This window comes from Nonomuraea sp. NPDC049714 (assembly GCF_044465295.1).
GTDB lineage: Bacteria > Actinomycetota > Actinomycetes > Streptosporangiales > Streptosporangiaceae > Nonomuraea.
In genome coordinates this window covers 358,947-380,485 of the sequence record NZ_JBITLM010000003.1, presented here as the reverse complement: position 1 = coordinate 380,485, position 21,539 = coordinate 358,947, and the positions used below count along the sequence as shown (strand labels likewise).

At 70.3% G+C, this 21,539-nt stretch carries 20 protein-coding genes; 7 read left to right on the top strand and 13 right to left on the bottom strand.

Annotated elements, in window-relative coordinates:
* Positions 1–15 precede the first annotated feature (15 nt).
* The 6 genes from ACIBQX_RS15045 to ACIBQX_RS15020 form a co-directional block, all read right to left on the bottom strand.
* Entirely contained in the window at positions 16–849 is an 834-nt protein-coding gene (locus ACIBQX_RS15045) for a glycosyltransferase family 2 protein (protein ID WP_397004583.1), read from the bottom strand.
* 199 nt (positions 850–1,048) lie between these two features.
* Complete coding sequence (locus ACIBQX_RS15040; RefSeq protein WP_397004581.1) at positions 1,049–2,170, bottom strand: GNAT family N-acetyltransferase; 1,122 nt, start codon at positions 2,168–2,170, stop codon at positions 1,049–1,051.
* A complete protein-coding gene (locus ACIBQX_RS15035) occupies positions 2,167–2,535 on the bottom strand; it encodes a hypothetical protein (RefSeq protein ID WP_397004579.1) in 369 nt (122 codons plus the stop codon). Before ACIBQX_RS15035 ends, ACIBQX_RS15040 begins: the two co-directional genes overlap by 4 nt.
* Before the next feature lie 290 nt (positions 2,536–2,825).
* Positions 2,826–4,451: a sigma-70 family RNA polymerase sigma factor gene (locus ACIBQX_RS15030; protein WP_397004577.1), complete on the bottom strand. Its 1,626-nt coding sequence runs from the start codon at positions 4,449–4,451 to the stop codon at positions 2,826–2,828.
* 135 nt (positions 4,452–4,586) lie between these two features.
* Positions 4,587–6,362: a substrate-binding domain-containing protein gene (locus ACIBQX_RS15025; protein ID WP_397004575.1), complete on the bottom strand. Its 1,776-nt coding sequence runs from the start codon at positions 6,360–6,362 to the stop codon at positions 4,587–4,589.
* Positions 6,363–6,507: 145 nt separating this feature from the next.
* Positions 6,508–7,143 (bottom strand): hypothetical protein, encoded by a 636-nt coding sequence (locus ACIBQX_RS15020; protein WP_397004573.1) that lies wholly within the window; start codon positions 7,141–7,143, stop codon positions 6,508–6,510.
* Positions 7,144–7,278: 135 nt separating this feature from the next.
* Here ACIBQX_RS15020 and ACIBQX_RS15015 point away from each other — a divergent pair, with 135 nt between their 5' ends.
* The 6 genes from ACIBQX_RS15015 to ACIBQX_RS14990 all read left to right on the top strand — a co-directional run bounded on the left by ACIBQX_RS15015 (position 7,279) and on the right by ACIBQX_RS14990 (position 12,101).
* Entirely contained in the window at positions 7,279–8,061 is a 783-nt protein-coding gene (locus tag ACIBQX_RS15015; protein ID WP_397004571.1) for a DUF4184 family protein, read from the top strand.
* Positions 8,054–8,869: a TrmH family RNA methyltransferase gene (locus ACIBQX_RS15010; protein WP_397004569.1), complete on the top strand. Its 816-nt coding sequence runs from the start codon at positions 8,054–8,056 to the stop codon at positions 8,867–8,869. Before ACIBQX_RS15015 ends, ACIBQX_RS15010 begins: the two co-directional genes overlap by 8 nt.
* Before the next feature lie 188 nt (positions 8,870–9,057).
* Positions 9,058–9,576, top strand: a complete 519-nt coding sequence (locus tag ACIBQX_RS15005) for a DUF6232 family protein (protein ID WP_397004567.1) — start codon at positions 9,058–9,060, stop codon at positions 9,574–9,576.
* Positions 9,573–9,923: a hypothetical protein gene (locus tag ACIBQX_RS15000; RefSeq protein ID WP_397004565.1), complete on the top strand. Its 351-nt coding sequence runs from the start codon at positions 9,573–9,575 to the stop codon at positions 9,921–9,923. Before ACIBQX_RS15005 ends, ACIBQX_RS15000 begins: the two co-directional genes overlap by 4 nt.
* Positions 9,924–10,056: 133 nt before the next feature.
* On the top strand, positions 10,057–10,320 hold the full coding sequence (locus tag ACIBQX_RS14995; protein ID WP_397004563.1) for a DUF4235 domain-containing protein: 264 nt from the start codon (positions 10,057–10,059) through the stop codon (positions 10,318–10,320).
* A gap of 185 nt (positions 10,321–10,505) precedes the next feature.
* Positions 10,506–12,101, top strand: coding sequence for a sulfatase (locus ACIBQX_RS14990; RefSeq protein WP_397004561.1), 1,596 nt, complete (start codon positions 10,506–10,508; stop codon positions 12,099–12,101).
* Positions 12,102–12,116: 15 nt separating this feature from the next.
* On the opposite strand, the gene ACIBQX_RS14985 is transcribed toward ACIBQX_RS14990, so the two are convergent.
* The 6 genes from ACIBQX_RS14985 to ACIBQX_RS14960 all read right to left on the bottom strand — a co-directional run bounded on the left by ACIBQX_RS14985 (position 12,117) and on the right by ACIBQX_RS14960 (position 17,483).
* On the bottom strand, positions 12,117–13,145 hold the full coding sequence (locus ACIBQX_RS14985) for a Gfo/Idh/MocA family protein (RefSeq protein WP_397004559.1): 1,029 nt from the start codon (positions 13,143–13,145) through the stop codon (positions 12,117–12,119).
* Positions 13,146–13,152: 7 nt separating this feature from the next.
* Positions 13,153–13,878 carry a ThuA domain-containing protein gene (locus ACIBQX_RS14980; RefSeq protein WP_397004557.1) on the bottom strand — a complete coding sequence of 242 codons (726 nt, stop codon included), beginning with the start codon at positions 13,876–13,878 and terminating at the stop codon, positions 13,153–13,155.
* Between the two features lie 45 nt (positions 13,879–13,923).
* Positions 13,924–15,000: a Gfo/Idh/MocA family protein gene (locus ACIBQX_RS14975; protein ID WP_397004555.1), complete on the bottom strand. Its 1,077-nt coding sequence runs from the start codon at positions 14,998–15,000 to the stop codon at positions 13,924–13,926.
* Positions 15,001–15,022: 22 nt separating this feature from the next.
* Positions 15,023–15,829 (bottom strand): sugar phosphate isomerase/epimerase family protein, encoded by an 807-nt coding sequence (locus tag ACIBQX_RS14970; protein ID WP_397004553.1) that lies wholly within the window; start codon positions 15,827–15,829, stop codon positions 15,023–15,025.
* A gap of 178 nt (positions 15,830–16,007) precedes the next feature.
* Positions 16,008–16,850 (bottom strand): D-alanyl-D-alanine carboxypeptidase family protein, encoded by an 843-nt coding sequence (locus ACIBQX_RS14965; protein WP_397004551.1) that lies wholly within the window; start codon positions 16,848–16,850, stop codon positions 16,008–16,010.
* A 132-nt stretch (positions 16,851–16,982) separates the two neighbouring features.
* Entirely contained in the window at positions 16,983–17,483 is a 501-nt protein-coding gene (locus ACIBQX_RS14960; RefSeq protein ID WP_397004549.1) for a DedA family protein, read from the bottom strand.
* 157 nt (positions 17,484–17,640) lie between these two features.
* Here ACIBQX_RS14960 and ACIBQX_RS14955 point away from each other — a divergent pair, with 157 nt between their 5' ends.
* Positions 17,641–18,147, top strand: a complete 507-nt coding sequence (locus ACIBQX_RS14955; RefSeq protein ID WP_397004547.1) for a hypothetical protein — start codon at positions 17,641–17,643, stop codon at positions 18,145–18,147.
* Here ACIBQX_RS14955 and ACIBQX_RS14950 read toward each other — a convergent pair.
* Positions 18,116–21,490, bottom strand: a complete 3,375-nt coding sequence (locus tag ACIBQX_RS14950) for a BTAD domain-containing putative transcriptional regulator (protein ID WP_397004545.1) — start codon at positions 21,488–21,490, stop codon at positions 18,116–18,118. The genes ACIBQX_RS14955 and ACIBQX_RS14950 overlap by 32 nt on opposite strands.
* Positions 21,491–21,539 lie beyond the last annotated feature (49 nt).

Below are 21,539 nucleotides of genomic sequence, written 5' to 3'. Positions count from 1 at the left end.
AGCGACTCGGACGACCTACGCGACGCCCCGGTCAGCGGCCGGTGTCGCGGCGGGCTCGGGCTGCGAGAGAGTGGGCTGGCGGCGCCACTCGCGCAGGATGGTCCTGAGCACCCGCAGGCCGTCGCGGACCACGTGCAGGTTGCTCTCGCCGTGGATGCGGTTGCGCTCGTGGCTCGGCACCTCGTGCACCCGCAGCCCGGCCTTGGCGGCCCTGATGTTCAGCAGGGTCTCCACCTCGAAGCCGTCACAGTCGACGTCGAGCACGTCGAGGTGGCGGGCCCAGAAGGCGTTGTAGCCGTAGCACAGGTCGGTGTACTGGGTGCCGTACATCGTGTTGACGATGCCGGTGAGGACCTTGTTGCCGAAGCGGCGGTTGAACGTCAGGTCATCGCTGCCGCCGCCCGCGGCGTAGCGCGAGCCCTTGACGAAGTCGGCGCCCGTCACCAGCGCGCCGACGAACGAGATGATCTCGTGGCCGTCGGTCGAGCCGTCGGCGTCGATCATCACGATGATGTCGCCGGTGCACGCGGCGAAACCGGCGGCCAGGGCGTCGCCCTTGCCCTTGCCGGTCTGGGTGACGACCTTGATGTTGGGCCGGAGGCGGCGGGCGACGGCCACCGTGTCGTCGACGGAGTTGCCGTCCACGAGCACGATCTCGTCGAGCCACTGAGGCAGGGTGGCGAACACGTGAGGCAGGTTTTCCGCCTCGTTCATCGCGGGCACCACGACGCTCACCGTCGGAGAGATGGCCAGGTGAGGTGTGACCGGGGTGAACCGCTCGATAGGGGGCATGGAGCGCAGCGGCTTGATCTGTGTCTTGCCGTTGTACTTCGTGATCTCGGGACTCATAGCGAGGTTGATCCTTCCGAGACCTCCCGATGCACCGTGTGGTCAGCGACTCCCTGGTGCTGAGGGAATGGCTGATGAGGCGAGCGGTGCATCGGGTGGGTCCTGAGGTGAGGGCTGTGCTGGTGCTGTGCTGCTTCGGTGCTGTGCTGCCGTGGTGCTTGTGGTGCCGTGCTGCCTTGGTGCCGGGGCGGAGACGGGCTCAGCCCGCCCCCGTCGGATCCTTGGCGACTGCGTTGTCCTGCTGCATGGAGCGGCGTACTCGGCCGAAACCCTTCAGCACGCGATCGGCCGCCCTATAGAGAGACGGTCGGTCCATGACAATTGTTCGGGCCTTGTTGAAAGGAGTCCGGCCCATCCAGTGAACGGCCGCCGCGGGAGACGGTCGGGAGACGCGTCCTTCGGCGACGTAGAGGACTCCGCTCTTGAGCCAGTCCTTGTACTCCTTGCCGCCCTTGCCCATGTCGACCATGTGCAGGCCGCTCGCGGCGGCGGCCTCGGCCATCTGCATGTGGTGGACGATGCCGGGGGAGTACTTGGCGAACTCGGTGTCGTAGGCCGGGAACCAGCCGACGAGGGTGGTGGCGGTGCTCAGTCCGAAATGGCCCGCGACCGGCACGTCACCCGAGTAGAGCATGGTGAGCACGCCGGAGAAGTCGGGCGACCGCTCGGCGTGCATGAGGTCGATGAGCTCGACGATCCACGGCTGCGCGAACCGGTCGACCCGGCCGGTCCGCTGATACTGGTCCGATTTCCAGTTGAGCAGCGTGCGCAGCACCTCGGGGTCCGCGGAGGACCATTCGAAGCGGAGCTCACCATGCTCCCTGCCGAGCTTGCGCTCCTTGTAGCGCACGGTCTTCAGGTTCTTCGGGGAGTTGGTCTTGACCTGGTCGAGCCAGGCGTCGAAACCGAGCGTGAAGTCCATCACCGGCGCGGGGCGGACGTCGCTCTCGAAGGGCGCGAACGTCGGCTGGCCGGCGACCAGGTGATCGAAGTCGAAGACGGTGAGTTTGCAGGCCCGAAGGAGGACCCGCGCGTCGATCTTCAGATCCGGGACCGCGATCAATCCGTGGCAGGTGGTGAGGAAGCCGCCGAGCGGCTTGCCGATGCCGAAGCTGTGCCGTTCGTACGGAAGAAAGCCGACTATGCGGTTTCCGTCCTGAATGACGGCCACTCTCACATAGTCGCGCAGACGGTCCATCGCGATGGCGAACTCCACCGACAGGAACGGGTTGTCCAGGCTGGGATCGGCCTTCTGAAGCTCCCGCCATCGGGCTCGCTCAGAAGCGCCGAGCTCTCCTGGGCGGATGACGTTGATCTTCACCTTGCCCTGGCCCCCTGTTCGGTCTGCATGTTCTTCCCCCGGTACAGCACCCGAAGCACGTACATGAATCCTCCGAGCACGGCGACCGTCGCCACGCCGGCCCGAGGCGACCACGCGTTGAAGAGCAGCATGGCCTGGGCGAGCAGCACGTTGATGACGAGACTTGCCGCGGCTCCTACAGATAGTGCTGCAAGCGGATCACGATCACGCAACAGTCCCACGACCGCCGCCCCGGGAACCACGAGCAGGAACAGGGAGATCAGCAGTGGTCGCAGTGGCGTGTCGATGTCGACGAGCGCGATCACCGCTCCCGCGATGCAGGCGAGCGCGAGCAGCCACGTGAGCGCTCTGCGGTGCTTGAGCATCTACTGTCTCTCTCCCGTTCCCGCTGGACGAAGCGACGATCGATCGCATTCATGGGATCAATCCTCGCGCGTGTACGTCAACGCCGACGCTTGGATGCGTCATCTGGTTTACCGGTAGGCAGATTTTTCCATGTGGCGTTCAACACATGGAAAAGAGGTTCCGGTCCCCGACATCATTCCCAAGCACCCCAGGATGCCCTACTTGTCGCAGAGGTAGCGACCCGGGGCCCGATACCTACCCCTTTGTCGTGTAAATCATTATCTACCGGCGCTTGCCGATCCGATGGTGATCAATGCCCGTCGGTGGCGTGCAACGACTCGGTGCCGGCGTCCTCTCGGACACCGTCTCCGGTCATGTCTCTGGCCGTGTCCGCGGCGCTCTCAACCGGCGTGCTCTCCGAGGAAGCACGGGGTGTCCCGGTCGGCTCCAGGTCCGGGAGCGGCTCCTCGGACGGCGGGGTCTGCGGCCGCGGATCGTCGCCGGGCCACGACAGCGAGCAGGTGGCGCCGCCCCCGTTCGAGGTGAACGAGATCGTGCCGCTGCCGGCGGCGCCGGGGTCGTCCACTGTGACCAAGACCACCACCGAGCCGCCCGCCTTGATCGAGCCGGTCGCGGGAGACACGTTGAGGCCGCTCGACGTGCCGGCGCTCCAGGTGACGGCGGCGTTGCGGGCCTTCAGGCCCACCTCGGCGGCGTCCTCGATCCCGGCCGGGCAGTCGACGGAGAGCCGGGCCGCGGGCGCCGCTCGCCGGCGGGTGGGCGTGGGCACGGCCGGTGGCCGGGTGGTCGCGCCGGTGACGGCGGCCCGCCTGCTCGGCGTCGCGCCGGTGGGCTCGCCGCCCGAGGGTGAGGGCGTGGGCGTGGGCGTGGCGACCGGCTCGGTGCTCGGCGTGCCTTCGGGGCTCTGGAAGGCGTAGTCCTCGTCCTCGGTGGGGAGGGAGCTCGGCGGTACGTGCAGCGCGCTCGTGGCGGTTTCGCCGGCGTTCAGCACGATCAGCACGCTCGTCCCCGCGAGCACGCACGCGCCGGCCAGCACCACCGGAGCGAGCCCGCGCCGGCCCTGGCGTCGCGAGCGGTCCTCGTGCGCGACGGGGAAACCGGTGCGGTCGAAGCTGTCGCCGCGGTCGGTGATCAGCGTGCGGGTCTGGTCGAGTCCGGGGTCCACGCAGGTCCCGACCACCTTGCCGCGCAGCGAGAGCGGCGGCAGCGGCACGGGCACCAGACCGAGCAGCCGGCCCGCCGACACCTGCCGGTGCCGCCGCTCGGTGCACACCTCGCAGCGGCCGATGTGGCCGGACAGCCGCCGGCGCAGCAGCGGGGTCAGCGGCCCCTCCCAGGAGTCCACCATCGCCGACAGGTCCGGGCAGTGCGCTCGTTGCGTCCTCGCCAGCACCACGGCGGCCGCGGCGTTCTCCAGGGTGTCGCGTGCCCGGCCCAGCCGGGCGGCGACCTGCCGAGAGGTGAGCCCCAGCACCGAGCCCACCTCCGAGGCCGTCAGCCCGTGGCGCAGGGACAGCTCCAGCACCTCGCGCGCGTTCCTGCTCAGCTCACCCAGCGTCTCGCGTACCAGCTCGGCCAGCTCCGGATCCTCCGGGTCCTCGATCGCCGGCGGCGGTGTCCGGTCCTGGCCGCGGTGTCCCAGCCGGGCCATCGCCTGGAACCTGGTCAACGCGTACAGCCAGGCGCGCAGCCTGCCCGCGTCCTTCAGGCGGTCGACGCATCCCTGAGCGGTGACCAGGGCGTCGTGCACGCAGTCGGCCGCGCGGTCCCGGTCACCGAGCAGCGAGGAGGCGTAGTCGAACAGCCGCTCGGCGTACGCGCCGTACAACCTGTCAGGGGCGCCGGTGTCGGCGCGGCGCAGCGCCTTGACGAGCTCCAGCTCGTCGGCGCGTTCGACGGTCGGCCATCCAGCCACGAATTCCCTCCCCGCAGGTTCGGCGGCCCCTCGACGTAGAGGACGCCGCCTGCGGCAGGCGGGTTGACATAGGCGTCTAGATCATGCCGAACAGGCATTGACCAGGGAAAACTGGGTCAGATGTGACTGATGACATCAGCCGTCGCAGTTGGGGGAGCAGAGGCGCCGCTCCATGCCCTGGAGGAAGAAGTCGCGCACCTGCAGCGGGTCCTTGGCGATGTAGGCCTCGCCGCCGGTGGCCTGCGCCACCGCGTCCATCTGCCGCTTGCCCGACTGCGCCTCGGGGCCGAACGCGATCAGCAGAATGCTCACCGGCCGCTCGGGGTTGTAGGTCTTCTTGAGGAACGTCAGGATCTGCGCGTTGGTGACGCCGCCGTCGGGGTCGTCGTTGCCGGCCCCGTCGGTCAGGATCAGCAGGGTGTTGATCTTGTCCCGCTGGTAGGTCTTGGTCATCTCCGTGTAGGCGGCCTTGAGCGTGTCGTTCAGGCCGGTGTCGCCGGTGGCCTTGGCCTGGACGGTGGCCATCTGGCGGGCCAGCGCGTCCTTGCGCAGCACGCCGTCGATGCTCTCGGTGAGCGGGCCGATGGAGACGACCTCCCGCCAGTCCTTGCCCTGGCCGTCGAGGTGCGTGGAGAACTTCCACACGCCGATCTCGGAGTCGGCGGGGAAGAGGCCCAGGCCCTCGGTGGCGATCTTGCCGATGGCCTGCATGCGGGTCAGGTTCGTGCCGGGGACGGGCAGCGCCATGGTGCCGGAGACGTCCAGCAGCGTGAGCAGCCGGGTGCCGAGGTTCAGCCGGGTCCAGGTCTGGGTCAGGGTGGCCACGGTCTTGACGTTGGGGGCCGGCAGCGCCTTCGGCGGGCTGGGGACGAAGCCCTTGGCCGCCGTCAGCACCTCGCCCGCCTCGCCGTCCGGGCTGCGGAAGCCCTGCCCGCGCAGCACCCTCTGCGCGGACTCCTTGGCGAGCTCCTGGCTGAAGGCGGCGGCGGCCTTGCGCACCTCGGGATCCTTGGTGACGACCGTGACGGGGTAGTCGAGGCTCAGCGTGCCCTCGCCGGGATAGAGCGCCACGACCGGCGTTTCCGGCTTTTTCGCGTTATGGGCGTGAATCGCCTGCTCTGAGGTGACGCCGAGCGGGATCTTGCTGCCGCCCTTCACCGTGAGGCTGGCCAGCAGCGCGGTCGGGTCGGAGACGAGCTGCCCCGAAAGCTCCTTGAGCGCGCCCACCAGAGCCTTGTCCTGCTTGGCCGCCTTGGCGGTGCCGGCGGCGGCCAGCAGCGCGGCGAGCCCCGCCGAGTTCTTCTGCGGGTCGAGGGCCAGCACCCGGACCTTCTTGCCGGGACCGTCCACGTTCGCCACGTTGGCCGCCGCCACCAGGCTCGACCAGCTCGGCTTGAGGCTGCCTTCGAGCTTGGCCGCCGAGGACTTGGCGGCCGCCAGCACCACGGGCGAGCTGGCGATCGAGCCGGACGACTCCGGGAGCTCGACCGCGCCGGACGGATGGTTGCGCACCCGGTTCACCACGAGGCTCGAGTCGGCGACCCAGACGTCGGCCGCGAACTTGCCGGCGGCCAGTGAGTTCTCGGTCCGCGTCGCGGCCTGCTTGGCCACCGCGACCTCGACGCACTTGGCATCGATCGAGTGCAGGGCTTTGTTGTACGTATCCGCGATCTTGCCGAGGGCGGGCTGGATGTCGGGCGTCGCCACGATCTGGAGCGGCAGCTTCCCGCTCGAACAGTCATGCTCCCGATTGAAGATCACGAATGCGGCCACACCGAGCAGCATGGCGAGCGCCACGGCTCCCGCGAGCGGGACGAGCACCCGGCCGCGGCCGGCGCGGGAGCGCCGGCGAGGGGATGGATCCTGGGCTTGGTAGCCGCCTTCGAACTCGTCTGTGCGGTGTCGCCCCACGATGTCCTCTTGGTGTGATCTTGGTGACTTCGAGACCTTCCGGAGACCATAGCCGGAGATGCTCCGCGATACTCGGGGAACGATACTCGGTACGCTTGCTGTGGCAAAACAGCCCTTTTGGTGCAGTGATGACCCTCTGTTACGGTCAGTGGCAGCATCCGTGACCGCTCCAGGCGCGACCTCCCTCCCTGATCGCGACCGCCGCCAGCGCCACCGCCATCACCGGATCCACCCACCACCATCCGATGGTGTTGAGCCACAGGCCGGCCAGCACTCCGGCCGCCATCGCGCCGCACATGAAGTTCTGGGTGGCCTCGCCGGCGGTCGCCCCGGAGCCCAATCGCACCGCCAGTCGCCGCTTGATCGTCCCCAGGACCGGCATGCTGACCAGGCTGAACGCGGTCACCACGATGCCGAGGACGGTCGGCGCCGCCCGATGTCCCGCGTCCAGGTCGTACCACACATGGATGATCAGGTAGGGGGCGAGCAGCCAGAAGCTCACCGCGATCGCCCGCCGCGCCCGGTGCTCGGCGTTCGGCGACAGCGTGCGCGCCCCGGTGAAGCGCCACAGCACGATCAGGCTCCCCGCCGCCTCGACCAGGGCCGCCAGCCCCCACCCGATCAGCGCGACGGAGTGCGCCGACAGCCCCGCCAGGAGCCCGAGCGAGCTCTCCACGGCCAGCCAGGCCAGCGTGAGCAGCGACAGCGACCGCGTCAGGCGGGCAGCCCTGAACCAATCGGCTGACGCGGCCGGATGCGCATGAACCAGCTGATCAGGCACCTTGAACCTCCGCATTCCCGCCTTCCGGCCGTCGACAGCGATAAGTAGCCTATCCGTTACCTATCGTGACGCTTAGAGAGTCGTGGCAAAGAATGGGTAGGGTTAAATGATCACGACGGGGAGAAACGGGGGCCGATGCCGTTCACGCCCAGCCACATCGCGGCGGTGCTGCCACTCATGTCGTCGCCGCGGCTGCGCAGGTTCGCCGATCCGTGGGCGCTGGCCATCGGCGCCATGGTCCCCGACCTGCCGATCTTCCTGCCGATCCTGCCCGACTACAGCGACTGGCACTCCTGGCAGGGCGTGGTCACGGTCGACCTGGCCTCGGTCCTGATCCTGCTCGTGCTGTTCCACGGCCTCTTCCGCGACCCGTTGCTGTCACTGCTGCCGCCCGCGCTGGCCGGCCGCGCCGCCACCCTGCGGCCCTCGTGGAGTCACCTCGCGGGCAGCCTGCCCGCCATCGTGGCGGGCGCCCTGATCGGCGCGGCCAGTCATGTCCTGTGGGACTCCTTCACCCACTCCACCGCCGCCGCGGAGTGGGGCCACTGGCTCGGAGCCATGATCTTCGGCGTGCTGCCCGTCTTCCGCCTCCTGCAGTACGTCTCCTCGGCGGTGGGCCTGGCGCTCGTCGTCCGGTGGGCCTGGTGCGGCCTGAGGGCCATGCCCGCGAGTCCGGTGCCCGGCCTTCTCATGATCTCGGCCCGGGTCCGCGGCGCGGTCATCGGCTGCGGTTCGGCCGGGATCGTCGCGGGCGCCTTCCTGTGGCCCCTGGTGGACGAGCCGAACCCGGCGTTCGGCCTGGCCAGCGTGATCACCAAGGTCGGCGCGGGCACGGTCGTCGGCCTGTGCCTGGTGCTCACCTGCTACGCGGCGGTCTGGCAGGTCAGGCGCCTCATGGCAGTATCGGAAGGTGCTTGAACATCTGACGGACGCCGCCGACCCCAGGCTCGCCGACTACACCCGGCTGCGGGACGTCGAGCTCCGCAAGAGCCTCGAAGCCGAGCGCGGCCTGTTCGTGGCCGAGGGCGAGAAGGTGATCAGGCGCGCCATCGCGGCGGGCTACCCCATCCGCTCGGTCCTGACCACCTCCCGCTGGGTGGCCTCCCTCGCCGACGTCCTCGGCGAGGCGACCGTGTACGTGGTCAGCGACGAGACCATGGAGGGCGTCGCCGGCTTCCAGGTCCACCGGGGAGCCCTGGCCTCCATGGAGCGCCTGCCCCTGCCCTCGACGGAGACCGTCCTCGACCCCGCCGCCCGCGTAGTGGTCCTGGAGGACATCGTGGACCACGCCAACGTCGGGGCGATCTTCAGGTGCGCCGCGGCCCTGGGCGTGGACGGCATCGTGCTGTCCCCCCGCTGCGCGGACCCGCTCTACCGGCGGGCGGTCAAGGTGTCCATGGGCGCGGTTTTCTCCATCCCGTACGCGCGCATGGACAACTGGTACACCGGCCTGGACGAGCTGCGCGGCGCCGGTTTCCAGACGCTGGCGCTCACCCCCGACCAGTCGGCCACCGCGCTGGACAGGGTGAAGATGGGCGACCGGGTGGCGCTGCTGCTCGGGGCGGAGGGGGACGGGCTGTCGTCGCGCTGGCTGCACGAGGCCGACGAGCCGGTGTGCATCCCGATGAGCCCGTCGGCGATGGCCAACGGCGTCGACTCCCTGAACGTCGTGGCGGCGGCGGCCATCGCCTGCCATGGGCTGATGAGGTCCAGCCAGGAGAACTGAGTTCCTCATTTATACCGATTTTTGCTGAAAAAGCCGAAATGCAAAGCAGTTATAATTTAATAGGGGCGTACGGGGGATTTGCGGTTCTTTGGCTTTTTAGGGTTATGGCATCGTTATCGTTTGCTGTGCGCTGGTGGTCTTGGCTCTGCCTACATTTCTTTTCACTGCCAAAAGAAAGGGGCGGGGTAATGGCCATCAACCACTCAGTGGTCCAGGTCAGGGTCGAGGGCGGAATACTGTGGGTGGGCGGCGAGGCCTATCCATTGCGGAATATCTCTCATGTCGGGCAGCGGATACTCCAGGTGGACAAGGGGGCCGCCTGGCGGAGATTTCTCATCCGTGTTCTGATCTCCCTGGTCGTCGGCGGAGTTCTGGTGCCGTTCTTCGACACCGCCGGGCTCGTCGTCCTGCTCGCCGTGCTGGCGCTGCTGACCTGGAAGCTGATCTCGGTGATCACCAGGCCGGACCTGTACGGCCTGGTGATCAACACCTCCGGGACACAACGCGACGCCGTCTGGAGCACGGCCTGGTCCGAGGTCGACTACCTGGTCAACGAGGTCGCCAAGGCGATCGGCCGGCCCGACGTCGCCCAGCTGATCTACAACGTCGAGCACGCCGTCCAGGGCGACCTGATCCAGCAGTACGGGGCGGGCAGCGTCGGCAAGCAGCAGCACAGCGGCTCCGGAAACAACACGGTCGGCAGATGACCGGCGGCGACCACATTCGCCAGTACGGCGACAGAAGCGTCGGCAAGCAACAGCACACCGGATCGGGCGACAATGTGGCCGGAGACAAGCGCGTTCACGGCCCGGAATCGCCGTCGGCCGCGATGGCGAATGTGCTCGCGGCGGTCCAGGTCCTGAAAGGGCATCTCAATGAGACGGACCGGGCCGCGGTCGATTCGGCGGTTCGGCAACTCGACGCGAACGGCACCGCGGCGGAGCTCGACGGGCCGCTGAAGCGGATCGCGGGAATCGCGGCCCTTCTCGGAGAAGTGGGCGTGCCGGTGATCACCGCGATCAAGGAACTGCTGAGCTGCTTCTCGAGTTCGTAGGGCGCATTCGTCCGAGTCGGCCGCGATCGAATCTTCTTCGGCGTACGGGGTAGTGCGTGTCGTCTGACCCTGGGCCACACCGACCGTGGGTCTGTGGCCCAGGGGTGGTCGGACACCACTGTGAGGAGACGACATGCACCCCGTGGAGAAAGCGACCTCGCTGGGGATCAGCCTGGTCAGCGCCGCGCTGGCGACCGCGATGTTCAGGAGGATGTGGAAGCTGTCGTCCGGGGAGGACGACGCGCCGGACGCCGAGGACCTCGATCGCGGCTGGACGGAGATCCTCGTCGCCGCCGCGATGCAGGGTGCGCTCTTCGGCCTGGTCAAGGCCGCCGTGCACCGCGCGAGCGCGCAGACCTTCCGGCACCGGACGATCGAGAGCCGGGCCAGGGGCTGACGAGCGAGGCTCTGACTGGCCTGGATCTGTCGGGCCCGGATCTGTCGGGCCTGGATCTGACGGGCCGCTCCGGAAGCGCCGGATGCTTGCCAGAGAACCCGCAGGAGGGATCCGTTGCCCTGCCCTCGGGCCGGAGAATAGCGTTTCCGCAACTTTGATCTCGAATCGGTGTTGAAGGGGCAGTCATGGCCTTAAGCGGAAATATCCGAAAATATCTGGCGGTGGCGCCGGCCGTCGCCCTGGCCCTGACGATGACGTCACAGGCCCCCGCCGGCACGGTTTCCACGCCCAAGCGGCCGAACATCATCTTCTTCCAGGTCGACGACCTGTCCGCCGAGCTGCTCCAGTACATGGACACCGTGCGCGGCCTGGCCGACGGCGGCACCACCTTCACCGACTTCTACGTGTCCAACTCGCTGTGCTGCCCCTCGCGCGCCTCCACGTTCACCGGCCAGTTCCCGCACAACACGGGCGTGGCCACGAACAAGGGCTCCGACGGCGGCGGCTATCCCGCGTTCGAGAAGCACGAGGGCCGTACCTACGCCGTCTCCCTGGACGGGGCCGGCTACCGCACGGGCTACCTGGGCAAGTACATCAACGAGTACCCCGTGGGCGCCGACTACCGGGTGCCGTCCGGATGGGACGAGTGGCACGTGGCGGCGGGCGGCGGCTACAACGAGTTCAGGTACAAGCTGACCGGTTACATCAAGGAGGAGACGGCCGGCGAGAAGCCGCTCGACCCCTCCGACGGCACGTACCTCGTGGACGAGCTCGGGCGGCGGGCGACCGCCTTCATCGAGCGCTCCCGTGAGCACGCCCCCGGCGAGCCGTTCTTCCTCCAGGTCGCGCCGTTCTCGCCGCACTCCAGGGTCGGCGCCAAGCCGGGCGAGAAGGAGCCGCTCTTCCCGCCCGCGCGCCGGGACCGCCCCAAGACCCAGTGGCCCGCGGGGGAGTTCCCGCACGGCGACTGCGGCGGCCCCGACTGTGCCGACCTCGACGTGACCACGCTGCCCGGCTTCAACGAAGACACCGCTGACAAGCCCTCCTGGGTGCGCCGCGCCCCGATCGGCGCGAAGCTCGTCAAGGAGCTGCGCCGGGACTTCCGCGACCGGGTGCGGATGGTGCAGTCGATCGACGACATGGTCGAGCGCGTCCTGTCCACGCTGACGGAGCACGAGAAGCGCACCACGTACGTGATGTTCACCAGCGACAACGGCTTCCACCTGGGCCAGCACCGCCTGGTGCGCGGCAAGTCCACCGCCTACGACCACGACGTCCGGGTGCCCCTGCTGGTCAAGCGCCCGGCAGCGGGCCGGCAGGGCGACCTGGTGACGGGGGCCGTCGCCCAGAACGTGGACCTGTTCGCGACCTTCCTCGACATGGCCGGCGTCGACAGGGCGGTGCGCGACAGCCGCGACGGCCGCAGCCTGCTGCCCCTCATCCAGGGCCGCAAGGTCGCGAACTGGCGCGACGCGGCGCTGATCGAGCACGTCAAGCCGGACCCCGCCGCGCAGGGCGAGCCGGACCCCGACGCCGACGTCCGCCAGGCCGGCAACGCACAGCCGCCGACCTACGCGGCCCTGCGCACGGCCAAGGAGCTGTACGTCGAGTACGAGGGCGAGGCGAAGCCCGAGTACTACGACACGGTCGCCGATCCCCACCAGGAGAACAACGACCCGGACCACGCCGGGACGGCCGGGCTCGCCACGGCGCTGGACACGTTGCGCGACTGCGGACAGCCGGGGGCGGTGGACTGCTGGACCGCCTCCCAGCTGCGCTGACCTACCGCACCGGGGTCAGATCGGCACCCGGTTCCCGGTACGGGCGGACTCCAGGGCGGCCGTCACCATGGCGAGGCTGCGAAGGTTGTCGTGGCACTCGCCCTGCGGGCGGTCGCCCGTCCGCAGGGCGGTGACGAACTCCGCCAGCCCTTCTGCCAGGCCGGTGTAGCGGCGGCGCTCCGGGTACGGGTCCGGCTCGGGTTCGGCGGGTTTGAGTGATTCGCCTCGCGCGGCGCCGACCGTGATGGCGTCCTGGCCGTCCCACAGGGCGGTGCCGCGCGTGCCGGAGGCCCGCCAGCTTCCCGTCCACGAGGTCGGCAGGCCGGGGGCGGACCAGCTTCCGGTGAAGGAGTAGCGGAGCCCGCCGCTCATCTCGAAGATCGCCATCGCCGAGCAGGCGCCGGGGTACCAGGTCCACGGCGGCCGGAAGGACTCGCAGTAGACCGAGACCGGGTCGGCGCCGGAGACGGCCCTGGCCGCGTCGAACAGGTGGATCGCCATGTCCTGCAGCAGCGGATGCTCCAGGGAGGACAGGAACTCGGCGCCCTTGTACGGCATGAGGAACTCCGACGCCAGCAGCCCCAGCTCGCCGAGGTCGGCCACGGTCCTGCGGTAGGCCGCCAAGGCAGGCATGTAGCGGCGGTTCTGGTTGACCATGAACAGCCGCCGGGCCCGGTCCGCGGCGGCGATCATGCTCTTGGCCTCGCCGAGCGTGACGGCCATCGGCTTCTCGCTGAGCACCGAGACGCCACGCTCCAGGGCGGTGACGGTCACCTCGTGGTGGGCCTCGGGGACGGTGCAGTTGACGATGAAGTCGGGCTCCTCGCCGTCCAGCAGGGCGGTCAGCGACGCGCCGACGGGTAAGCCCGTCAGCCCCAGCCCGGCGGCGGCGGCGCGGGCGCGCTCCGGCCGTACGTCCACCCAGCCCACAAGCCGGGTGCCGGGGTGGGCGAGCAGCTCGGGGGCCCACTGGCCGCCGATGAACCCGGCCCCGACGAGTACGCCGCGCAGCGGCCGGTCCGTGTCGACCGTGTCGAAGGTCATGGATCTCCTACCACTGGATGGGGGTGTGCGCGTTGTCGAGCGGCTCGCCGACCCCCCGGGCCGGGGCGGCCCACAGCACCGCGTTGGCCAGGACGCGGCGTACATCTGGATTGTGATAGACGGGGTAGTTCTGGTCGCCGGGGCTGAAGTAGAAGACGCTGCCCTTGCCCCGGCGGTAGCAGCAGCCGCTGCGGAACACCTCGCCGCCGCTGAAGGAGCTGATGAAGACCAGCTCGTCGGGCTGCGGGATGCCGAACGGCTCGCCGTAGGTCTCCTGCTCGCCGATGACCAACGGGTGCGGGACGCCCGCGGCGATGGGATGGCCGGGGGCCACCGTCCAGACCAGCTCCCGCTCGCCCGCGTCCCGCCAGTTGAGGCTGCAGGTGGTGCCCATCAGGGCGCGGAAGATCTTCGAGTAGTGCCCCGAGTGCAGCACCAGCAGGCCCATGCCGCCGAGCACACGCCGGCGTACCCGCTCCACCACCTCGTCGGCCACGTCCTCGTGGCCCATGTGCCCCCACCACGTCAGCACGTCGGTCTCGGCGAGCTCCTTGTCCGACAGGCCGTGCTCGGGATCCTCCAGCACGGCGGTGCGCACGCGGACGCGCTCGCCGAGGTGCTCGGCCAGCCCGGCCGCGATCGCGCCGTGAATGCCGTCCGGATAGCGCCGCCGCACGTCCGGTTCGCGCGGCTCGTGGTAGTTCTCGCTCCAGACCGTGACCCTGATCGGCATCGCATTCCTTCCTGGAAAGCTCTCGTCCTGTGAGGGCCTACCCAGTCACAGCGCCCACTCCATCGGCGCCGCCGGGACGAAAGACGAGACGAGGTCGACCGGCCTGCCCGTCTCGTAGGACGCGCGGATGGCGCAGAGGATCTCCACGACGTGCGCGGCCTGCTCCCCGGTGGCCCGGTGCGGCCGGTCCTCCCGGATCGCCGCCGCGAGGTCCCGCACGGGCCTGCCCCACTCCACTCCCGGGTACGGCTCCCGCACCGGCGCGACCGGCCGGAGCTCCTCACGGAAGGCGGACATCTCCAGGGCGGAGTCGAAGTTCTGCCAGCTGTGCAGCAGCAGCGATCCCTCGTCGCCGTGGAACTCCAGCCCGTGCTGGTGGGTGTTGTGGTTGTCGACGTAGAAGTCGCAGGTCAGCCGGAGCAGCACGCCGCCGTCGAACTCGACGTGGGCGACGACGTAGTTGGGGGTGGTGATGGCGAACGGCTCCCCGTCGAGGCGCACGCGCCGCGGCCGCACGATCGAGGCGAACGCGGTCACCCGCCGGGCCGGGCCGAGCGCGGCGGTGGTCATCGTCAGCGGGTAGACGCCCACGTCGAACAGCGGCCCCACCTCGTAGAAGCCGACCGGATCCGGATGCCAGACCTCGATCCGGCCCCAGTTCACCTCGCCGTAGACGAGCCTGACCTGGCCGACGGCGTTCTCGCGGAGGAGCTTGAGCGCGGTCTGCTGGGCCTCGCCGAGGAAGGTCGCGGGGGCGCCGCCGAGCCGTAAGCCGCGCTTGTCCGCCAGCTCGACCAGCTCCGCCGCCTCCTCGTGCGTCAGGGCGAGCGGCTTCTCGCTGTGGACGTGCTTGCCGGCCTCCAGGCAGCGGCGGATCACCTCGTAGTGGGCGCGGTGCGCGGTCAGGTTGACCACGATCTCCACGCCGGGGTCGGCCAGGAGCTCCTCCAGGGAGCCGTAGGCGCGCACGCCGTGCGCGGCGGCGAGCGTCTCCGCCCGCCCGGCGTCCACATCCTGTACGCCGAGCAGGTCGATCTCGGGGTAGCCGGCGAGCTGGCGGGCGTAGGCCTGGGCGATGTTGCCGCAGCCGACGACGGCCACGCCGGTGATCTCGGAAGTCACGATGGCATCCCTTCTGAGCGGATCAGGCGGCCAGCCACTGGCGCAGCAGTTCTCGTGATCTCAGGACCTCCGGGACCGGATCGCGGTCCTCGGGCTCGTGCTCGATGCTGATCGTGCCCTCGTAGCCGATGCGCCGCAGCACCTCCACGCATCGCTGAACAGGGACGCAGCCTTCGCCGAGTGACACCGTGTCGTGCCCGCCGGGCGCGGCCACGTCCTTGATGTGCACGTGCTTGAGCCGGTCGGCGACCGCCTCGATCGCGTCGGCGGCGTCGTAGCCGTGCGTGCCGAACCAGCCGGTGTCCAGCGCCGCGCCGATCCGGCCGCCGGCCGCGTCGCCCATGGACTCCAGATACTCCTGCGGGGTGCGCTCGGGGTGGTTCTCCACGCCGAGCACCAGGTCGTACTCCTCCAGCGCCGCCACCACGCCGGCCCGGTCGGCGGCGAGCACGGGCGCCATGCCGCCGATGACCGGCGCGCCGACCGCGCGGGCGATCCGGCACAGGCCGCGGAAGTAGTCCAGGTCGGCCCCGGCGGACCCGGCCAGGCTCGGCACGGTGAGCTTGTGTTCGGCGAGCAGTCCGGCGGCGATCCGGAGATGCTCGTCGGTGGCCCAGCGCGGGTTCAGGTGGGCGGTCCAGACGTCCATCGAATCGAAGCCGAGCTCCTCGACCTCCGCGACGATCTGCCCGAACCGCTCGGCGTACCCGTCGAGCGGCGCGAACCGTTCGTTGGTGACCCGGTCGGCCTCACCCCATCCGGCGGAGGGCATGCGGTAGCCGGTCTCTCTGGTGACGTAGTTGGCGCCCATGAACGCGATCGTGTTCACACGTCTCCTCGCGAATCACACTTTTCGCAGTATTTTCAGTGAAACTACGACGCGATGCTCATGAGGTCAATGGGTTGAGATGGGCGATTTTCCTGCCTCCCGCGCCACTTGACGGTCCACTCCGGGCGCGCGTACGGTACCCGATCAGCTCCTTTTCACTGAAATTTCAGTACGATTCTCAGCCGAAGGCGATCTGGTCGCCGGCATGGTCGAGCAGCTTCTCGGCCGTGCTGAAGCGGCGTTCGTCCTGGTCGTTCAGCAGCACCCCGACCACCAGCCTGCCGTTGCGCTCACCGGCGAACAGCAGGCAGTGCCCCGCCGCGCGGGTGTAGCCGGTCTTGACGCCCAGCACGTCGTCCGTGCGCGTCAGCAGCTTGTTGGTGTTGCGCCAGGTGTGCGCGCGGTGCGCGGCGGTCTTGCGCACGACGTGCGCCCGGCTGCCGACGATCTCCGCGAACATGGGGTCGGACAGCGCCAGCTGCGCCAGCCTGGCCTGGTCGACGGCGGTGGAGTAGCCGCCCTGCGACGGGGTGGGCATGCCGTCGGCGTTGGTGTAGCGGGTGTCGTCCAGGCCCAGCGAGCGGGCGGCGACGTTCATCTTGCGGATGAAGGCCGGCTTGCCGGGGCCGTACGTGCGGGCCAGGGCGTTGGCGGCGTCCGCGCCGGACGGCAGCATGAGGCCGTACAGCAGATCCCTGACGGTGAACCGCTCGCCCGCCCGGAGCGACGCGGTGGCGGCGCCGTTCTTCGCGGCGTAGCGGACGTCCTCGGCGGTGACCCTGACGATGTCGCCGGGCTCGGCCTCGCGCAGCACCACGTAGGCGGTCATCACCTTGACCAGGCTGGCGACCGGGACGCGGGCCGTCTCGCGCTTGTCGTAGTGGATCGTTCCCGCCGAGTCGACCACGTAGGCGACCCTGGCTCCCACGGCCGGGGCGTCCGCGGCGGTCGCGGGCGCGGCTGAGGAGGCCCCGATGGCCAGGGCGAGGAGGGTGGAGCTGATGAGAGCGGCAATACGCATGCCGGACATGGTGGCATCCCGGCGGAGCCGCGGGATGCGGAAAATTACTCGCGACGCGGAAACAACGCACCAGTAGCAGTAAAGTAATGACAAATAGGGTAAATCGGGCATATCCGGATGGTGTGGGACGGGTCAAGCGGCGACGTGCGCTCGCTTCCTTCTGCGCCGGACGACCAGCGCGACCACCCCCGCGATGAGCACGACCGCCACGGCCGCGGCCGTGACCGGCGACCGGACGGCCAGGTGCAGCCAGCCCCACAGGCCGAACCACCACAGCGGCGCCCAGGTCAGGCAGCCGAGCGCGCTGGCCACGACGTACCACGGATACGACACCCGCAACGCCCCCGCCACCCACGGCAGCGTGTGCCGCAGCATGGGCACCCAGAAGCAGCCGTAGACGGCGAACGCCCCCCACTTCTCGACGACCCGCTCGACCTTCTCGATCCGCTCCCGGCCCACTTTGAGGCCGAGGCGGGAGTCGTACATCTTCTCGCCGAGCGCGCGGCCGACCCAGTAGTAGACCTGGAACGCGCCGAACAGCGCCAGGATCAGGACGGCGCCGACCAGCCAGTAGGGCAGGCCGAGCAGGAAGGGGTCGGCCGGGCCCGGGACGGCGAGCGGGAGGTGTCGCATCTGCTCACTCCTCCCAGCAAATCCGTAAGGTCAGCCTTACCTTAGTTCAACGGACAGGCCGTCGCCACACCGGCCCGCAGCGCGGTGCAACCGCCCGACAAGCCGTGCTCAACCACTCTGCCTTATCCCTGTATATGAGCGAAGAGGGGTAAAGATCATGGCGAAGATCGGTAGCACGATTCTGGCGGGCGGCTCGGCGAGCGCGGCCAAGTTCCTCGTGGCGGCTCTCACCTTCACCGCAGCCTACGTCGGTCTGTCCGCCTACGGCACCGCCGACTCGGCCCCCGCCCCCGCCGCGCACCTGTCCGCCGACGAGCGGCCGATCGTCGCGCCGGCGGCCCAGGAACCCGCCGTCGCCGCCGGCCGGATCGGCATCAGCACGCGAGCCACCGGCCCGAGCTGCCTCAAGACGTTCGTGGCCCGCAGCCTCATCGTCAACCCGGCGCCGCGGGAGACGGTCTCCTACAACTGGCGGCTGTCACGCTGGAACCCCGGCACCAACACCTGGCACACCTACCTGGTCGACTATTCGGGCTTCGCCGGCGCCGAGCACAGCGCCGACTGGGCCTACACGATCTCCGCCAACCCCGGGTGGTACCGCGTCGAGCTCAAGGCCGAGGGCCGCAAGACCGTCAGGAGCGATCGCTTTCAGGTGAGTTGCTGATCGAGTTGCTGACCGAGCGCCGCGCCGCCTCCACCCACCGGGGCACTCCGACCCGCTGGGCCACCTCCAGCGCCTTGTCGTAGTGGGCGCGGGCGGCGTCGGGCAGGTCCAGCCGCACGGCGAGGTCGCCCAGGGTCAGCGCCACCGGCCAGAGCGCCACGACCCCGGTCCCGGCGCCCGCGATGCGGTCGGCGAACGGCTTGAGCTTGTCGTAGCAGTCGACCATCCGCTCCCGGTCGTCGAGCAGCATCCCGGCCAGCGCCCGCCACGTCATGGCGAGCTCGTACAGGAAGTCCGGCCGCACGGGCGGGCGCACGGCGGCGACCGCCTTGGCGTCGGGGACGTGACCGGCGGAGGCCAGTGCGAGCGCGTAGGCGTCGAGGGTCCACTTGGCGCCGCGCTGGTGCTTCTCGGCGAGCATGTCGACCATCTCGGCGGCCCGCCCCGAGACCAGGTGCAGGCAGAACGCGGCGATCAGCGGCAGGTCCTGGCGGCCCTCCAGCATGCCCGCCCGCGCGGTCATCCTGGCGGCGTCCCGGTAGGCCCGCTCGGCGCCGGCGTAGTCGCCGGCGATCATCTGCCGCTGCCCGGAGTACCAGGCGTGCACGGCCGCCGGCGCGGGCAGGTCGTACTGCCTGGCCAGCTGGTCGGCCGCGGCCGCGTGCTCGTCGGCGACGGCGAACTCGCCGCGCGCCGCCGCGCACTCCAGCAGCACCAGATGGGCCAGCGCCTGGGTGGCGATCTGACCGGACCGCTGCGCCACGTCCAGCAGCTCACGGCCGATGCTCTCGCGGGTGTCGACGGCGGGGATGTCGTAGGACTGACGCAGCCGCCCGCTCAGCGCCACCGCGATGAGCACCGGGTCGCCGCTCTGCCTGGCCACCTCCAGCGCCTCCAGCGACGCCTGACGGCCCCTTTCGGGCGAGGAGGAGCCCTCCAGCTCCAGCGCCAGCGTGGTCAGCAGGCTCGCGCGCAGCGACTGCTCCCCTTCGGGGAGCTCCATCAGCGCCTTCTCGGTGACGTCGACGATCTCCCACGCGGTGCGGGTGAAGTCGCGTGCGATGCCCTTGTGCGGCACGGCCAGCGACGCCGCCACCCGCGCGGTCAGCTCCAGGTCGCCCAGCGGCAGCGCGGCGTCCATGGCGTCACGCCGCAGCAGCCTGGCCGCCGCCATGTCGCCGCACAACGCCAGCGCCTTGATCCGGCGGAGCATGAGCTGCAGGCGCTGCTTGGTGTCGCCGCTGGTGCGGTCGAACGCGGCGGTGGCCTGCTCCCACAGGGTGGCCGCCTCGCGGTGCGCGAAGCGCCGCTCGGCCTGCTCGGCCGCCAGCCCCGCGTAGTGGACGGCCTTCTCGGCGGCGTCGGCGAGGAAGTAGTGGTGGGCGAGCGCGGCCACGTCGGACGGCGCCCGCCGCTCGATCACCGCCGCCACGGCGGCGTGCAGGCGGGTACGGCGCAGCCGGGAGGCGTCGGAGTAGATGGTGTCACGGACCAGGTCATGGTCGAACCGGAGCATCCCCGGCCCCGGCTCGGTCACCAGCCCCGCCAGCAGCGCGGCCTCGACCGCCTCCACCACCGCGTCCTCGTCGCCGGCGACGTCGACCAGCACGTCCACGTCCACGTCGCGGCCGATCACGGCGGCCTGCAGCAGGATCTGCTGCGCGCCGGCGGGCAGCCGGGAGATGCGCCGCCGCAGCACGTCACGCACGCCGGACGGCACCCGCGACAGCACCTCGGCCGCGCTCGCCCGGTCGGCCGCGCCCTCGGCGTCGAGCAGGCGTACGGTCTCGCGGACGAAGAACGGGTTGCCGCCGGTGCGCTCCACGATCGACTCGACCGCGTCCTCGTCGATCTCCCGCACGCAGGTGGCCCGGACCAGCTCGGCCACCGCCTTGGGCTCCAGCCCCGACAGACCCACACGGACCGGGCCGAGTCTGGCCAGGGCGGCCAGCACGTCGGCCTGGCGGTCGTCGAGCTCGCTCTCCCGGCACGTCACCACGAGCAGTACCCGGCTGGTGGCCAGCAGGCTGGGCAGCGCGCGCAGCAGCGCCAGCGTCTGGTCGTCGGCCCAGTGCAGGTCCTCCAGCGTCAGCAGGACCGGCGCCCGGCGCGCGACCCCGGCCAGGTAGCCGCCGACGGCCCGGTGCAGCCGGAAACCACCGGACACCTCGTCGTCGTCGGGGTCGGGCGCGGCGTCGTCCAGCAGCGGGGCCAGCAGCTGGGAGTATTCGCCCGCGCCGGTCCCGGCCACGAGTGTGCGCAGGATCTCCACCCAGGCCCAGCCGGGCGGGGTGGCGCTGGAGTCGGGGCAGGCGCCGGAGGCGGCCATCCAGCCGTCAGCGGTGAGCTGCTGGCCGAGCCGGCGCAGCAGGGTGGTCTTGCCGGCGCCCGCCACGCCGGTGACGATCGCCACCTGGAACCTGCCGGTGCGGGCGGCGGTCGTGGTGAGCCGGGCCAGCTCGGTGTCACGGCCGACGAAAGGCTCGGGGTCCAGCGGCGGCGGCTCGACCGGGGTGGCCGGCCTGGGCGGCCAGGTGTCGGCGGCCGGAACCTGCCGGGACGTCCGCGGCGGCGCGGCCAGCTCCAGCTCCGGCGCCTGGGAGAGGATGTCGGACTCCAGCTTGCGCAGCGCGGGACCGGGGTCGATGCCGAGCTCGTCGGCCAGGATGGCGCGGGTCCTGCGCAGCGCGGCGAGCGCGTCGCCCTGCCTGCCGCACCGGTAGAGGCCGAGGGCGAGCAGCCGCCAGCCCTCCTCGCGCAGCGGGTGCTCGGTGGTGAGCGCCTCCAGGTCGGGCACGGTCTCGGCGTGCATGCCCAGGCGCAGCCCGGTGTCGGCGTGTCGCTCGCGCGCCACCAGGCGCAGCTCGGTCAGCCGGTTGACCTCGGCCTCGGCCCACTGCTGGTCGGCGAAGTCGGAGTAGGGGGTGCCGCGCCACAGGCCCAGCGCCTTCTCCAGACGGCCCCTGGCGGCGTGCGGATCGCCCTCTTCGAGGTGCTCGCCCGCGGCCCTGACGAGCTGCTCGAAGCGCAGCGCGTCGACCTGGTCGGCGGCCACCCGCAGCGCGTAACCGGAGGCGACCGTCACCAGCAGCCGGTTGGGGCCGCCGCGCGGGCGGCCGGGCTCCAGCACCCTGCGCAGCCGTGAGATGTAGACCTGCAGGCCCGACTGCGCGCCCTTGGCCGTGTCGTCGGCCCACAGGTCGTAGAGCAGCGTGTCGACCGGCACGACCTGACCCCTGGCCACGAGAAGCCGGGCGAGGACGGCCCGCTGCCGCAACCCGCCGAGGTCGAGTTCGTCGTTTTCGTACGCCTCGACTGGCCCCAGAACTCGGAACGCCACCATGTCAGCCGCCACGCTATGCGTGCTTCCGAATCACGCACAAGGCCCATGG